Here is a 16,367-nt window from a genome sequence, read left to right as displayed (position 1 = left end):
ACCAATTGCCGATTTTATTTATTCAATCATCAATTAAATACAAATGCAAAAAATATTTTTGTTGCTATGCACATTTGTGTGCGTAGCAAGTGCGCATGCACAGAACAGTTTCAAGCTTACAGTAAAGGCAGAAAACGACAAGGCAATTTTACCAGGTGTTACAATTAGTGTAATCAATTCAAATCTTAAAGCAATTACAAACGATGCTGGCCTTGCCATTTTAAATAACATCCCAAATGGTAAACAAACATTGAGCATTATTTATGTTGGTTACGAGAAAAAAACAATTACATTAAACTTTCCTCAAAATCAACAGATTCCAATGGAAATATTTCTCGAATCATCAGAAGATGAACTTGAGGAGGTAATCATATCATCAACCAGAACAAGTAGAAGCATTCAAAATACACCTACACGTGTGGAAACAATTGAGTTGGAAGAAATTGATGAAAAAAGCAATATGCGACCAGCAAACGTTTCGATGATTTTGCATGAAAGTACTGGTATTGCCGTACAACAAACATCTGCAACAAGTGGAAATGCCAGCATTAGAATTCAGGGATTAGATGGGCGATATACGCAACTTTTAAAAGATGGATACGCCAGTTTCGGTAATTTTGCCAGTGGTTTAAGTATTCTTGAAATTCCTCCATTGGATTTGGCTCAGGTGGAAATTATTAAAGGTCCTGCTTCTACTTTATATGGAGCCGGAGCAATTGCCGGGGTTGTAAATTTTATCTCGAGAACACCACGCGAAAAAGCTGATTATAATTTCATCGTTAATCAATCTAACGTTGGCCAAACAAATCTTGGCGGCTTTGCAATGAAACGAAATGGCAAAATTGGCTATAGTTTTCTAGCTATTGCTAATTTTCAAAAGCCTTATGATGTTGATGAAGACGATTTTACAGAGCTTCCAAAATCTAAAGATTTTACCATCCACCCTAAAGTGTTTATTTATCCAAATGATAAAACTACGCTGATAATTGGAAATGCATTTACAAAAAGTGACAGAACTGGCGGCGATATAGAACTGATAAAAAATGGGGTGAGCAACAGCCACACTTATTTTGAAAACAACGCAACAATGCGAAATACCTCAACGTTAGATTTGAGTGTAAAATATGCAGAGAAGGATTTACTAAGTGTAAAAACGAGTTTCAATTATTTTAAACGCGACATTAGTATTCCCAACTACAGTTTTAATGGTGATAATTACAATGTTTATGCAGATGTTAGTTATTTAAAAAACATAAAAAATCAAAGTTTAATATTTGGTGCGAACTTAGTGTACGATGATTTTAGAGAAAAAAATCAAACTTTGCTTGCTAAAAATTTTATAACAAAAACTGCCGGCTTGTATTTTCAACAAACTTGGGATGTGACAGAAAAACTAAAACTTGAAAGTGGTATAAGAACAGATTTAACTAAATATTATAACGACTTATACAGCAATACTGATTTTTTTATTTTACCGAGAGTATCGGCTTTATATAAATTTAACGATAAATGGAGCTCGAGAATTGGTGGTGGCTTAGGCTATAAAACACCTACCCTTTTTACAGAACAAACTGAAACTTTCCAATATCAAAATTTACGACCATTAAATAATGTAGAAGCAGAAAAGAGTTATGGTGGCACAGCCGATATTAATTACAAAACCAATATTGGTGATGATTGGATGATTAGCTTAAATCAAATGTTTTTCTACACCAGAATTAGCAATTCAACAATCCTATTGCAAGATGCATTAAATTTTTATTTTGCTAATACTAGCCAAGCCGTGAACAGCAAAGGTTTTGAAACAAATGCAAAAATTATTTTTAAAGATAATTTTAAACTTTTTACCGGATATACTTTTACCAACGCAAAGGCAAATTATTTTCCCGTAATTCAGGACATCAGACTTCTTCCTAAAAATAAATTAAACTTAGCACTGCTTTACGAAAAAGAAAGAAATATAAAATTAGGTTTGGAGGGTTACTTTACAGATAGGCAATACCTTTACAACAATTTCCAAACACCTTCATATTGGGAATTCGGTTTAATGGCAGAAAAATATTTTGGTAAAATTTCAGTATTTATAAATGCAGAGAATTTTACCGATACACGCCAAAGCCGTTACAAGAGTGTTGTAAATGGTTCGCACGTAAACCCAACCTTTGACGATATTTGGACGCATACAGAAGGTAGAACATTTAATGCCGGTATAAAATTAAAGCTGTAAATGAACAGTTTACACACCACAAGCACAAATAATTATACATATATACATTTTACTTGTATATTTGTCCTTTCGGATGCTTCCACTCCGAAAAAAAGAAAAGCTTTCCGGCAACGGAAGGCTTTTTCTTTTACAACTAATTTCGCTTTTGTGAATGACTATAACCTAATAAAATACTAAACAAAACTTATAATTTATTTTTGAAAATCGTCATTCCTAAAGGAGGTAAGGAAACACTAATAGAATACTTTTGATTGTTGTAACCAGTTTCATCGGGTATTATATCTCCTTTATTATTTATTCCACCACCATAAAACTCAATAGCATCTGTATTAAACAATTCTTTCCATTTAGTTTTAAACGGAACTCCAATTCTGTAATGCTCTCTCACCACCGGTGTAAAATTTAAAGCTACAATTAAGGTATCCTTTGCCTTAGGCCCTTTCCGCATGTAAACAAAAATAGATTCATCATTATTATCTGCATCTATCCATTCAAAACCCTCGTAACTAAAATTAAAATGATACAAAGCTGGTTCGCTTCGATAAAGAAAGTTTAAAGCTTTAACGGTTTCCTGCATTCCTTTGTGTGGGGCATATTGAAGCAAATGCCAATCAAGAGATTGTGTAAAATTCCATTCATTGGTATCCGCAAACTCGTTGCCCATAAATAAAAGTTTTGCACCAGGATGTGTAAACATATAACCATAAAGTGCCCTTAAATTGGCAAATTTCTGCCATTCATCTCCAGGCATTTTATAAAGCATTGGCGATTTTCCGTGCACTACTTCATCATGCGAAAATGGCAACATGAAATTTTCAGTAAATGCATAAGTCATGCTAAAGCTAAGCCGATTATGATGATGTTTCCTACCTAAAGTATCAACTTTGAAATATTTAAGCGTATCATTCATCCAACCCATCATCCATTTCATACCAAAGCCTAAACCACCTGCATGTACCGGATGCGTAACGCCAGGGTAAGTGCTACTTTCTTCGGCAATGGTTTGAACGCCCTCAAAATTACCGTAAACTGCAACATTTAAATCTTGCAAAAATTGTATGGCACCAAGGTTCTCACTTCCACCGTATTCATTAGTTGCTGCATCACCATCTTCTCTAGAAAAATTAAAATAAAGCATAGAGGCTACAGCATCTACCCTAAGTCCGTCGGCGTGGTATTTATCTAGCCAGAATAAGGCATTGCTTATTAAAAATGAACGGACTTCATTTCTATCGTAATTAAATATATAGGATTTCCAATCTGGATGAAATCCCTTACGCATATCTGCATGTTCGTATAAATGTGTTCCATCAAATTCGTATAGACCATGTCTATCGCCAGGAAAATGAGATGGCACCCAATCTAGAATTACAGCGATATCTGCTTTATGTAACTCTTCAATTAAATACATTAAATCTTGCGGACTGCCATATCTCGAACTTGCTCCAAAGTAACCGGTTATTTGATAACCCCAACTTGGAAAAAATGGAAATTCCATTATCGGCATAAGTTCTACATGTGTAAAACCCATTTCTTTAACATACGGAATTAATGCTGTTGCAACCTCACGGCAGTTTAAAACTCTTTCTGGCTCGTTCGGATCTCTTTGCCAAGAACCTAGATGTAATTCGTAAACTGATATAGGCTGGTTTAAGGCATTTAATTTCGGTCTTTTCTTTAACCAGGCTTTATCTTTCCAACTGTAATCCGTATCCCAAATTACGCTAGCAGTTTGCGGTGGGTGTTCCCATTTTGTGGCATAAGGGTCGCCTTTTAAATGTTCAGATTCATCAAATCCTTTAACAAAGTATTTGTAAACCTCTCCTTTTCCAATATTTGGGATAAAACCCTCCCAAATCCCAGATTTATCCCAACGCTTATTTAATGGATGTGAATTATTATCCCAAGAATTAAAATCGCCAACAACCCCAACTTTAATGGCATTTGGTGCCCAAACTGCAAAATATGTTCCAGCTGTTTTGTTAAGCGTTGTTATGTGAGCTCCAAATTTTTCGTACAGACGAAAATGCTTACCTACAGAAAACAAATCAATATCATAATCCGTAAACAAACTATGAGACCAAACATTTAAAGTAAAATCTACAGGTAAAGCTGCTTTTTTAACAATTTCTTTTTTTGCTGCTGACATAGAGGTTTTTCAGTTAGGTAGGTATAACCCCGAAACTGGTTTAAAGTTTCGGGGTTTGGAAGGTTACAGACTTAAAATCTGAATTTCAGAAAAAGTTTTAAGGCATCTGAAGTGAAGAATATTTTTATCATCAGTATAAAAATCATTCACCTCTTTATTATCTACAATAATCTTATTTACTTGGAAGTTTACACCCATTACATTACAAGCATAAAACTCATAATTTGGAGTATACAAACCTTCAATTCTTTGATTTACTTTTAAAAATTGGTTATCACCCTTAACGGTAAATTTTTTCTCTAAATATATGTCCTGCTCAAAAGCAAATGTATCGCCATGATCTTCATACATGTAAGAATTTACTTCGTAATCGCTGTTATAGATATTTAAAACAACTTCTGTGATTGATTTTTCATCAACATATTGCATTACCGGATATTCTGGAATTACAGAACCTGCACGTACGAACATTGGCATACTATCAATTTTTGCTTCAATGAGGTGCTCACTTTCTCCTTCGAGAATTTCGTTGGTCCAGAAATTATACCATTTTCCTTTTGGAAGATAAACTTTTCTTGAAATTGCACCTTGCTCCAAAACCGGACAAATCAATAATTTATCGCCATAACAAAACTCATCCTGACGGAAATGGTTACTGATATTTTCTTGCTCGAGCATTACAAGCGGACGTAAAATTGGAAAACCGTAACGATGATGCTCCCAGAAAACAGAATATAGATATGGTAATAAACGATACCTTAATTCAATAAACTTCCTGTTAATATCTTCGAAAAACACCCCAAAACTCCAAGGTTCACGTTCTGCTGTATCACCGGCCGAGTGTGCCCGCATAAATGGCGAAAATGTTCCAAGCTGAATCCATCTTGTAAATAATTCTCCATCGGGTTCACCACTAAAGCCGCCAATATCAGTACCACAAAAAGGTACGCCAGAAACGGACAAACGTTGACATTGTATGTTTCCAATTTTTAAGTGCTCCCAGGTTGCGATGTTGTCTCCTGTCCAAACGCTTGCGTAACGCTGCATGCCTGAATAACCTGCCCTTGTGATGGTAAAAGGTCTTTTATTACGCATAAGTTTTTTCAAACCTTCGTAAGTAGAGCGCACCATTTGCATACCATAAACATTGTGCGCTTTACGGTGTGAACCACGATAACCATCATAATTATGACGAACATCATTAGGGAAAGTACCTGAACCAAATACTGCCGGCTCATTCATATCATTCCAAAAACCTGCTACACCCATATCTACCATCTCTTCGTATAGTTTACCCCACCATTTTCTAACTTTTGGATTTGTAAAATCAGGAAACTGACAACGACCCGGCCAAACATGCCCCTCCATAAAATAATCATCGCTTCTACGACAGAAGTATTTATTGTCTTTACCTTCTTTGAAAACCCAGTAATCATCGTCAACTTTTATTCCGGGGTCAATCATCACAACAGTTTTAAAACCATCATCAGAAAGTTCCTTTATCATTCTTCTCGGATCTGGAAAGTATTTTTTATTCCAGGTAAAGCAACGGTATCCATCCATGTAATCAATATCCAGATAAATGGCATCGCAAGGAATTTTACGATCTCTGAATTGTTTAGCTATTTCTTTTACTTTACTTTCAGGATAGTAACTCCAACGGCATTGCTGATAGCCTAAAGTCCATTTTGGAGGCATTGGATGCGTCCCTGTTAAAGTTGCATAGCGCTTAACAACATCCATCATGTGCGGACCATGAATGTAGTAGTACTGTAATTCGCCACCATCAGCCCAAAAACTGGTTTTAGATACGTCTTCACCACCAAAATCGAAATAAGATTTGAAAGTGTTATCGAAGAAAATGCCGTAAGCTGCCTGGTTATGTACACCTATGTAAAATGGAATGGTTCGATACAAAGGATCTTGATTCCAACCGAAAGAATAAGCATCGGTATTCCAGTTTTCAAACCTTCTTCCTCTTAAATTAAAATTTCCTGATTTATCTCCAAGTCCGAAAAAATTTTCTTCCGGATGGCATTTTTTGGTTGCATAAATATAATATCCACCGAAATCAACATTTTCCTCCCAATGCATAGAATTGGCTTCATCAACCATTACAGTATTCGTAATATTATCAGAAAAGGAAATATGGAAGTTTTTCTTTTCAATTTTACAGGTTACAACACTTGTAGAAACCGTGTAAAAATCATCATGTTCCTGCATTTTGAAAACAGAAACTTTCTGATCAACTTCAGGCACTGCATAAGAAAAATCATCTAAGAAAACACCGTGTGGCGCAAGTCGAACACGAATGATATTATCGCTAACTACTCTAATTTCTACTCTGGCATCTCCATCCGAAAAATAAAATCGATTGCCTTCTTTTTTTACCCTTTTAACTTCTCCTAAATATTGTTTAACAATTGGTTTTACCGAAATATCAACGGGATTATTTAAATGTTGAATTTCCTGTTCTTTTTCGATTAAATTATTAACCTCGTTTTGCTTATCGTTTGTTTCTTCCATCCTTACAATTCAAAAAATTTATTTAAAGTTCTTAAACCGGGATACGTTTAAGAAAGTACTATAATACAAATATTTTGCAAAAGGAAACTCAATTGTGTATAAAAAAGCCCGCAAAGTTTAAAACTATGCAGGCTCTTGTAATTACTGTAATTTGTATCTAACTACGGATTAAATGTAAACGCCAGATAATAAATGGCTCCGGCAGCCGGGTTGCCATAAGAAGTAATATAATATTTATTCATGATGTTTGAACCACCAAGTTTAATTGAAGAATTAACTGATGGAATTTTCAGGCTAACCTGAGCATCCAAAGTGCTGTACGATGGTACCTCGCCTGATGCAAATGATGAATTCCAATAGAATCTATCTTGCCAGCGATAAGAAACGTTAAAACCGAAGTTTTTGATAATTTCTTTATTTCCTAAACCTAAATTGAATCGAACTTTTGGCGTATTGAAATCATTGATATAATTAACTGGTAGATCGCCGATTTGATTGTACGAAACGTTACCGCTTACTGTCCATTTATTCATTAAATAATCCAAACCTAAAGCGCCACCATAAGAATTTACCTCTCCTTGTGCATTAACCGGAACACCGAATTTTACAAAAGTTGGACTAGCTAACGTACCGACATTCTGATAAACATCAACCGCTGTGATAAAATCTTTATAAGTGTTATAGTAACCGTAAGCATCAATTAAAAGGTTTGGCGTTATTAATCCTTTATAACCCAACTCGAAAGATTGAACACTTTCCGGACGAACGCCACCAGCATCAAAGGTATATTGCTGCAATAAAGCAGGATTTGGTGTGCCAGTTGCAGCAGATGCCACAAACGCCCTGTAACTCACATCGGTAAATGCCTTGTTTCCATTAAGATTATATTTACCAAACATGATTTCTGGCAAACCACCTATTAAACGCTGCGAGCCTCCGCCAACGGATAAATCGATATACTGATTTTGAGTTGTTGGGTTACGATAACCTGTTTGATAAGATGCTCTGATGTTATTGTTTTTGGCAACTGTAAAAACTCCGGTAATACGTGGCGTAAAACGGCCTTCGAAGTTCATACTTTTATCGTATCTACCTGCAAAAGTAAATTTCACTTTATCGTTAAAGAACTTTTTACCAACCTGTGCAAATGCACCATATTCGCTAATGTCAATCGATTCATTTAAATCGTTAAAAATTGTTCCTGCTGAATTTAAATCGTAAAGACGATATGAAGCACCAACCTGAAACTCTAACACATTGTTAAAAGCATTAGTAAAGTTGTACATACCTTCATAGTGGTACAAATTAGTTTTATCGTCAAATTTAGCACCATACACACTTTGAGATGGATTAGCTGAATTTATAGAAGTTGCACTAATTGTGGTATTCATGATGGTATTCATCGCATTTGCAAACTGAGTTGAACCAGGTTCGAATCGACCTTGATTTGCAACGCCTCTGGCAAATGTGTGTGCAGCTACATCACTTTGTCCCGCAGCTCTTGCACCAACATAATTACCAATATACTGAGGAAACCACGTTGTTGATGGTTTTGAAACCTCATTAATGTAACTACCTAAAATAGATGAGATATAAGAATCTCGGGAGCGCTCTTGCGTTGTATATCCTTTAACATAAAAATCTTGACCTTTTATCTCCAATTTATACTGACCAATATTGAAGTTACGTAAAGAATAACGATCTGAACCTGTGTAAACAGATGTACCAGTGCCCCAGTTTGCTTGCGCCACAGCCTGAACTGTATTCGTAATATTATAATACATTGCTCCTGAAGCCTTTAATGATTTTGTATCATAATCAACCAGATTTTCTTCATTATAACCAGTTCTCGATACACTTTGATCAGGAATTAAATTTGCTTTTAAACCAACATAAAATGGGAAATAGTTTTGAACTGCCGGCCGTAGTGCAGCAGGTAAACTTGATAAAAACCCAGCCTGTTGCGCTGCATTAGGAATAGCTGCCCCAAAAGCACCATCAATTAAGTTTTTAATATTTGGTATCGCACCACCCGAGCCAGCATTTATACCCGAAATTGTTGCATTCTGAACACTAAGAGCAACATTTCTCATATTCTGACTTACTTCATCTCCGTAAACATTAATACCATCATAGTTGGTATCACTGTTTCTATCTCCAGATTTTGCTGTTCTCGAATTTCTGTCAAAGTTTGAATAGTTATTACCAAACCAATCTTTTGCTTGCAAGAATGAAAATGCTGCCTTTACACCAAATTTATTATTCCATGATTTCGCCAAACGAACATCTAATTGATTAAAAGGCTGAACCGTGCTGTTATTATCATTTACATGGTTAACACCGGTTTTATATTGAAAACTTGCCCCTTGATATTTAAACGGGTCTTTAGATGTCATCAACAAGGTTCCATTAATACCACCAGCACCGTATAAAGCTGAAGATGCACCAGGTAAAAGCTCCACATTATCTATATCAAGCTCGGTAATACCAACGATATTACCCACAGAGAAATTCAAACCCGGAGCCTGATTATCCATTCCATCAATATACTGATTAAAACGGGTGTTACCGTTAGAGTTGAAACCACGTGTATTGATAGATTTAAAAGTTAAACTTTGCATACTGCTCTCCACGCCTTTCATATTATTTAAGGCATCGTAAAATGATGGTGCTGCAATTTCGCGTATAGATGCCGCACTCATTCTTTCTATTGATACAGGAGACTCTAAAATACGTTCTGGTGTTCTGGATGCAGAAATTACTACATCGTTACCCAAAACAGTACCACCGTCCATTTCTATAAATATTCCAGTTGCACTACCAGTTATTTGCTGTTCTACTGTGCCGTAGCCAATGTAACTTGCTACTAAAGTAAATGGCGCTTTTGCCGCTGTTGTAAAACTAAAACTGCCATTGGCGCCAGTTGCAGTACCTCCAGTTTGTCCTTTAATAATTACGGTTACACCTATTAATGGTTCTTTAGTTTGTTTATCTTTAACGGTTCCACTTACCGTTACGTTTTGGGCTTGCACTGCAAAATGACTTGCACATACAAGCATAAACACATAAAAGATTTGCGTAGAGAATTTGCTCATAAAATGATTTACTATTTGGTTAGTTGTTCTTTAGTTAATATAAACTTAAATGCTTTTTTTGAATTAAACAAATTATGTTAGCATAATAATTTTTTAATAAAATTTATAATTTTGTTTCACATAGAGATTGTTGTATTTTGCAATAATATCACTCAACAAAACTTACAAGCCTACATCATCTAACCATTATGAATAAACTAAAAGCGCTTTTTTGTATCGTTATACCCATAGCATTAGCTTTTCTGTTCAATACAAAAATCGGTAGCACACCTCCTATTTTAAAGTTCCTAAATCCTTTTATGGGTTTTTGGCAAAACGCAGAAAATAATCATTTTATGTTTAACCATAACGCAAAAATAAAAGGTGCCATAGATGAAATTCAAATCGTTTTTGACGATAGAATGATCCCACACATTTTTGCCAAGAATGATCATGATCTTTACCTTGCCCAAGGTTACGTTACGGCTATGCATCGCCTTTGGCAAATGGATTTTCAAACTCGTTATGCTGCCGGAAGATTATGTGAAGTAGTTGGAGAAAAAGCCATTGAAGTTGACCGTTACCAGCGTAGAATGGGTATGGTTTATGGTGCTGAAAATTCGCTGAAAGGAATGATGGCAGATCCAAAAGCTAAGGAAATGATTTTAGCTTATACGGATGGAATTAACGCGTACATCAAAACATTATCCAAAGCCAATTATCCGATAGAATATAAAATACTCGATTTTAAACCAGAGAATTGGTCGCCAGTAAAATGCGCATTGCTTTTAAAGCAAATGTCGGCAGTTTTAGCAATGGGTTCTGATGAATTTTATATGACTAACATTTTAAAGAAGTTTGGCACCGATGTAACCAAAGACCTTTTTCCGGATTACCCATTTCGTGAAGATCCGATTATCCCAGTAGGAACAAAATGGGATTTTACACCATTAAGCATTCCAAAAACTCCAGAATCTTTTACAAAAGCAATAACAGGAGAAATTAAAACTACCGAAAAAATAGAAGGCATAGGAAGCAATAATTGGGCACTTTCTGGCAATAAAACAGTATCAGGCTTTCCTATTTTAGCAAACGACCCACATTTGGATTTAACCCTGCCATCCATTTGGTATCAAATACAACTTCATGCTCCGGGCGTAAATACTTATGGCGTTTCTTTGCCAGGTGCACCAGGCGTAATTATTGGATTTAATCAAAAAATTGCATGGGGTGTAACCAATGTAGCTGCAGATGTACTGGATTTTTATCAGATTAAATTTAAGGATAACACTCACAAAGAATATTGGTACAACAATCAATGGAAAGCGACCAAAACAAGGCTCGAAACAATAAAAATTCGTGGCAGTAAGGCTGAAGTTGATACGGTTTATTATACGCATCACGGACCGGTTGTGTATTTCCAGAAACCAGAATACTCAAAGGCAAATAATGTTCCCGTTGGCGATGCTTTAAGATGGATTGCACATGATGAATCGAATGAGTTAATGACCTTTTATTATTTAAACAGAGGTAATAACTATAATGATTATCGTAAAGCGTTAACTTTTTATACGGCTCCTGCTCAAAATTTCGTTTTCGCAAGTATTGATAATGATATTGCAATCACACCCAATGGAAAATTCCCATTAAAGTGGAAAGAACAGGGGAAATTTATTTTAGATGGAACTGACCCCGCTTATGACTGGCAAGGATGGATTCCGGCAGAACAGAATCCAATGGTAAAAAACCCACCTCGCGGTTTTGTAAGTTCAGCAAATCAATCTTCTACCAACCCAAGTTATCCTTATTACATTAACTGGGAGTTTGCTCCTTACGAAAGAGGAAAGCGAATTAATGATAGGTTAACGGCAATGACTAAAGCAAATCTCGATAGTATAAGATTGATGCAAACAGACAATTACAGCATTATGGCTCAAAATATTTTGCCAGCATTATTGCCTTTAGTAAACAACGAGCAATTAAACGCTACCCAAAAAGAAGCACTTAGTTATGTACATAAATGGAATAAGCGCTATGATGCAAATGAAATTGCTGCAAGTGTTTTCGAAATCTGGACTAAACGCCTTTCTTTTAATATTTGGGATGATGATTTTAAAGTTGACGGCATACCAATGCGTTATCCATCAAGAGATAGAACAATAGAATTAATTTTGAAGCAACCTGAGTCAAAATGGTTTGATAACATTAAAACACCCCAAAAGGAAACACTTGCCGATTTGGTTAATGAGGCTTTTAAATACAGTTGCGATAGTTTAGAGCGTAGATTTGGACCAATTAATAAAGATTGGAATTGGGCAAATGTAAAACAAACTAATGTTCCGCATTTAGCTAAAATTCCGGGATTTGGATCCAAAGTTTTATTAATTGGTGGTGCAAAAAGCACCATAAATGCAATGAGCGAGGCTAATGGACCATCATGGAGAATGGTTATCGAATTAGGCAAAACACCAAAAGGTCACGGCGTTTACCCGGGTGGCCAATCAGGTAATCCGGGCAGTAAGTTTTATGATAACATGGTTGATAAATGGGCAAATGGCGAACTCTACGATTTATTTTACATGCAAAGTCCTGAGGATAAATCTGGCAAAATAATTTCTCGATTAAAAATATCTAAATAATACAAAATGGTTTTTCTAGTTATATTAATAATTTGTTTTTTTCTTCAAATGGTTGCGCCTTGGTGGGTAATCATTGTAATTGCATTTGCAACCTGTGGTATTATTGGCAAAACCGGAAAAATTGCTTTCTGGCAATCTTTTCTTGCTATATTTTTATTATGGATTGGTTATTCGCTTTTTAAAAGCTTGCCAAATGATAACATGTTAGCTGGCCGGGTTGCGGTTATGACCGGGATAAAAATCTGGTGGATTTTATTATTATTGACAGGATTGATTAGTGGTTTAGTTGCAGGAATAAGTGGCTTTTGTGGCTATCATTTTCGCAAAGCGATGCTAGTTAAAAAAACTGACGAAAAAATAGCATAAGGCTTTGTACTTTTGCAACTGTGAATTTCTCTGCTAGTAAAATATTTTCCTTAAAAGAAAAAAACGAATTTGATGCTACTGCATTGGATATTTTCAAATATCAATCTAAAAATTGCGCTGTTTATCAGAATTATATCCGCAATTTACGCATTACAACAGATGGTGTTAGAAGCATTGAAGACATTCCTTTTTTACCCATTAGTTTTTTCAAAACGCATACGATTTTAAGCTCCAAAAATCCTGTCGAAATTACATTTAGCAGTTCTGGTACAACCGGAATGAGCCAAAGCAGCCACCATGTAACTGATGTAAGTTTATACGAGCAAAGTTACCTGCAGGCTTTTAATCAGTTTTACGGAAAAATAGACGATTACTGCATTTTAGCATTACTTCCATCCTATCAACAACGTTCTGGTTCATCATTAATCTATATGGTAAATGATTTGATTGAAAAAAGCAACAATACACAAAGTGGATATTTTTTATACAACCACGATGAACTTTTTGAAACGTTAAAATCGCTAAAATATAATCGCCAGAAAACCATTTTAATTGGTGTAACTTATGCCCTGCTTGATTTTATAGCGAAATATGAAATAGATTTCCCCGAACTTATCATCATGGAAACCGGAGGAATGAAAGGAAAGCGTAAAGAAATGGTTCGCGAAGAACTTCATGAGCAACTTACCAATGGTTTTGGCGTAAAATCCATTCACAGCGAATATGGGATGACAGAATTGCTTTCTCAAGCTTACTCTTTAGGTGATGGTGTTTTCAACTGTCCCGGCTGGATGAAAATTCTGATACGAGATACTAATGACCCGCTTTCTCTAATTCCTCAAGGCAAAACTGGTGGAATAAATGTTATCGATTTAGCAAATGTAAATTCTTGTTCTTTTATTGCTACGCAAGATTTAGGAAGAATAAACCAAGATGATACTTTCGAAGTTTTAGGGCGATTCGATAATGCTGATATTAGAGGATGTAATTTATTGGTGCAGTGATTTAAGTCAATCGTTCATCAAACATAAACGGTTTTACTTCAATAATTTTAACTTTATCAACTTCCGGATGATTTACATTCATTAAATAATTAAATTCATCTTCAATTAAAACTGAGGGTACTTTCAGTAATAAAAATTCATTTTGCTTTGCAAAAGCATCACCTAGTTTAGCTAATTGTGGTATAGCGGGATAATCTTTCCAGTTTTTAGGTAAATCTTTCAATTCAATTTGTTTTACCAGTTCGCCTGGAACTTCAAACACAGTCAGGCATAAATTTACAGAATGAAGGATTGTATTTTTATTAGCTAAAATTTCTAATGCTGCTAAAGCCCTATTGGAGGCCATATAGTGTAATGGAACACCAACAGAATTCCATCGACCGCCAAATAGTTTAGCGCCTGTTCCACTATAATCTTTTGCATAAGTGCAATTAGAAATTCTATATAGAATCATTAGCTGAAGACTCCGTGCTCTATCCTACCTAAAATATTTAGCACCATTATAAATCCAATTCTGGTATCTAATAAGTTAAAAGGAATTTCATTACCTAATGCAATATTTGGAGATTTTATCCAAGTACTAAAAGCCTTTTCACTACCTAAAACCTCTATACCTCGCTCGTATAATAAGGCCAGTTCGATTGCTCTATCGGCATGTTCAGTTTTAACAAGCGTGGTTGGCGTATATCTTTGCAAAGTGCGTTCAGAAATATGCAATACTGTAGCAACTTCTTCAATTGTTAATGAAATTTGCTTTGCCAAAGCCAATAGCGATTTTTTTGAAATACCTTTTCTTGCCAACTGTATTAAGTCAAAATCAGAAGGATTAGTATACTCATTACCCATCATTGCAACCATAGGCGTATGGTTTTGCATACCATATGCTGCAACTGGTTCTTCAACTTTTGAGATATCTTCAGATTTTCTTTTCATATCAGACAATTATACCCAAATATATGCATTTTGTCTGATAAAAAAGCATCATCCAAAAAAAATCCCAAACTTCATAGTTTGAGATTTAAAACCTATTAATGTTTTATATTATTCCGCAATTAAAAGAAAATAGTTTTTCTTTCCCTTTTGGACAACAATAAATTTATTATTAATTAAATTTTCCGAGTTGAATATCTGATTTGCATCCACCACTTTTTCCTTATTTACAGAAACTCCACCGCCTTGTACCAACTTTTTAGTTTCCCCTTTAGACGGAAAAATTGAAGATTTTTCTGCAAACAAAGTAGCAGCATCAAATCCAGCTGCAAGTTCAGCTTTTGAAATTGTGAATTGAGGAATGCCTTCAAACATTTCTAAAACCTGATTTTCTGATAAAGTTTTCAAAAATTCTAAAGAACCATTTCCAAACAAAAACTCAGAGGTTTTAATCGCTGTTTCTAGCGCCTCTACAGAGTGCGTTTTGACTGTAATATCCTCAGCTAATGCTTTTTGCAATATTCTTAAATGAGGTGCAGCATCATGTTCTTTTTCTAATGCTTGAATTTCATCTTTAGTTTTCAACGTAAAAATTCTAATCCATTTTTTCACATCATCATCCGAAGCATTAAGCCAGAATTGATAAAATTTGTATGGAGAAGTCTTTTCAGGATCTAACCAAACTGCACCACTTTCAGTTTTACCGAATTTAGTGCCATCTGCCTTTTTTATCAATTGAGTGGTAATAGCGTAAGCTGTACCTTGGTCTTTTCTTCTGATTAATTCTGTTCCCGTAACGATGTTACCCCATTGGTCAGAACCTCCCATTTGTACTAAACAGTTGTTGTTCTTCCATAAGTAATAGAAATCGTAACCTTGAATTAACTGGTAGCAAAACTCAGTGAAAGATAAGCCAGAATCTCCTTCTAAACGTCTTTTAACGCTATCTTTGGCCATCATATAGTTAACGGTAATGTGCTTACCAACATCGCGGATAAAAGTGAAAAGATTCATATCCTTAAACCAATCCGCATTATTTACCATTACTGCACCATTTCCAGCATCTTCAAACTTTAAAAATTTAGCCAACTGAGTTTTCATCCCTTTCAGATTGTGCTCAATCATTTCGGGGGTCTGTAAATTACGCTCATCAGATTTTCCTGACGGATCGCCAACCATTCCTGTTGCACCACCAACCAAGGCAAAAGGCTTATGACCCGCATTTTGAAAGTGTATAAGCGTCATAATCTGCGTAAGGTGACCAACGTGTAACGAATCAGCAGTTGGGTCGAAACCAATATAGCCAGAAGTCATGCCTTCATTTAACTTTTCTTCAGTATTAGGCATAATATCGTGCAACATGCCTCTCCAACGTAACTCTTCAACAAAATTTGTCATGGTATAAAATTAATTGCGCAAAGATAGTTTTTTGATGCTAAAGCCGAAACCAAA

Annotated in this window: 10 protein-coding genes; 4 read left to right on the top strand and 6 right to left on the bottom strand. The window is 35.3% G+C overall.

Translation table 11 applies throughout. The features are described 5' to 3' along the window. Positions 1–43: 43 nt before the first annotated feature. The gene (locus tag QWY86_RS06370; RefSeq protein WP_290239931.1) at positions 44–2,227 is read left to right on the top strand and encodes a TonB-dependent receptor; all 2,184 of its coding nucleotides are present in this window, start codon (positions 44–46) and stop codon (positions 2,225–2,227) included. A gap of 184 nt (positions 2,228–2,411) precedes the next feature. Here the strand turns inward: QWY86_RS06370 and glgB are convergent, their stop codons facing one another. The 3 genes from glgB to QWY86_RS06355 form a co-directional block, all read right to left on the bottom strand. Beyond that, positions 2,412–4,376, bottom strand: coding sequence for a 1,4-alpha-glucan branching protein GlgB (gene glgB, locus QWY86_RS06365; RefSeq protein ID WP_290239929.1), 1,965 nt, complete (start codon positions 4,374–4,376; stop codon positions 2,412–2,414). Between the two features lie 63 nt (positions 4,377–4,439). Continuing rightward, positions 4,440–6,902, bottom strand: coding sequence for a glycoside hydrolase family 31 protein (locus tag QWY86_RS06360; protein WP_290239927.1), 2,463 nt, complete (start codon positions 6,900–6,902; stop codon positions 4,440–4,442). A gap of 161 nt (positions 6,903–7,063) precedes the next feature. Then, positions 7,064–9,997: a TonB-dependent receptor gene (locus QWY86_RS06355; RefSeq protein WP_290239925.1), complete on the bottom strand. Its 2,934-nt coding sequence runs from the start codon at positions 9,995–9,997 to the stop codon at positions 7,064–7,066. Between the two features lie 188 nt (positions 9,998–10,185). On the opposite strand from QWY86_RS06355, the gene QWY86_RS06350 reads away from it, so the two are divergent. From QWY86_RS06350 to QWY86_RS06340, 3 genes are read left to right on the top strand one after another with little or no spacing between them, the layout of a single operon-like run. After that, entirely contained in the window at positions 10,186–12,615 is a 2,430-nt protein-coding gene (locus QWY86_RS06350; protein WP_290239923.1) for a penicillin acylase family protein, read from the top strand. A gap of 6 nt (positions 12,616–12,621) precedes the next feature. Then, positions 12,622–12,981 (top strand): hypothetical protein, encoded by a 360-nt coding sequence (locus QWY86_RS06345; RefSeq protein ID WP_290239921.1) that lies wholly within the window; start codon positions 12,622–12,624, stop codon positions 12,979–12,981. A gap of 20 nt (positions 12,982–13,001) precedes the next feature. Continuing rightward, a complete protein-coding gene (locus tag QWY86_RS06340; RefSeq protein WP_290239919.1) occupies positions 13,002–13,985 on the top strand; it encodes a LuxE/PaaK family acyltransferase in 984 nt (327 codons plus the stop codon). Between the two features lies 1 nt (position 13,986). Here QWY86_RS06340 and QWY86_RS06335 read toward each other — a convergent pair whose 3' ends face one another. From QWY86_RS06335 to tyrS, 3 genes are all read right to left on the bottom strand, one after another. Further along, positions 13,987–14,439, bottom strand: a complete 453-nt coding sequence (locus QWY86_RS06335) for an RES family NAD+ phosphorylase (RefSeq protein ID WP_290239917.1) — start codon at positions 14,437–14,439, stop codon at positions 13,987–13,989. Continuing rightward, entirely contained in the window at positions 14,439–14,918 is a 480-nt protein-coding gene (locus QWY86_RS06330; protein WP_290239915.1) for an Xre family toxin-antitoxin system antitoxin, read from the bottom strand. Before QWY86_RS06330 ends, QWY86_RS06335 begins: the two co-directional genes overlap by 1 nt. A gap of 108 nt (positions 14,919–15,026) precedes the next feature. Then, positions 15,027–16,313 (bottom strand): tyrosine--tRNA ligase, encoded by a 1,287-nt coding sequence (gene tyrS, locus QWY86_RS06325; protein ID WP_290239913.1) that lies wholly within the window; start codon positions 16,311–16,313, stop codon positions 15,027–15,029. Positions 16,314–16,367 lie beyond the last annotated feature (54 nt).

The organism is Pedobacter aquatilis (assembly GCF_030409415.1).
Taxonomy (GTDB): domain Bacteria; phylum Bacteroidota; class Bacteroidia; order Sphingobacteriales; family Sphingobacteriaceae; genus Pedobacter; species Pedobacter aquatilis.
The sequence above is the reverse complement of the archived record's forward strand: the minus strand, read 5'-3'. Positions and strand labels throughout refer to the sequence as shown.

Bases quoted from the DNA above. Each gene is read 5' to 3' on its own strand.
- QWY86_RS06370 (WP_290239931.1), top strand. From the start codon at position 44: ATGCAAAAAATATTTTTGTTGCTATGCACATTTGTGTGCGTAGCAAGT.
- glgB (WP_290239929.1), bottom strand. From the start codon at position 4,376: ATGTCAGCAGCAAAAAAAGAAATTGTTAAAAAAGCAGCTTTACCTGTA.
- QWY86_RS06360 (WP_290239927.1), bottom strand. From the start codon at position 6,902: ATGGAAGAAACAAACGATAAGCAAAACGAGGTTAATAATTTAATCGAA.
- QWY86_RS06355 (WP_290239925.1), bottom strand. From the start codon at position 9,997: ATGAGCAAATTCTCTACGCAAATCTTTTATGTGTTTATGCTTGTATGT.
- QWY86_RS06350 (WP_290239923.1), top strand. From the start codon at position 10,186: ATGAATAAACTAAAAGCGCTTTTTTGTATCGTTATACCCATAGCATTA.
- QWY86_RS06345 (WP_290239921.1), top strand. From the start codon at position 12,622: ATGGTTTTTCTAGTTATATTAATAATTTGTTTTTTTCTTCAAATGGTT.
- QWY86_RS06335 (WP_290239917.1), bottom strand. From the start codon at position 14,439: ATGATTCTATATAGAATTTCTAATTGCACTTATGCAAAAGATTATAGT.
- QWY86_RS06330 (WP_290239915.1), bottom strand. From the start codon at position 14,918: ATGAAAAGAAAATCTGAAGATATCTCAAAAGTTGAAGAACCAGTTGCA.
- tyrS (WP_290239913.1), bottom strand. From the start codon at position 16,313: ATGACAAATTTTGTTGAAGAGTTACGTTGGAGAGGCATGTTGCACGAT.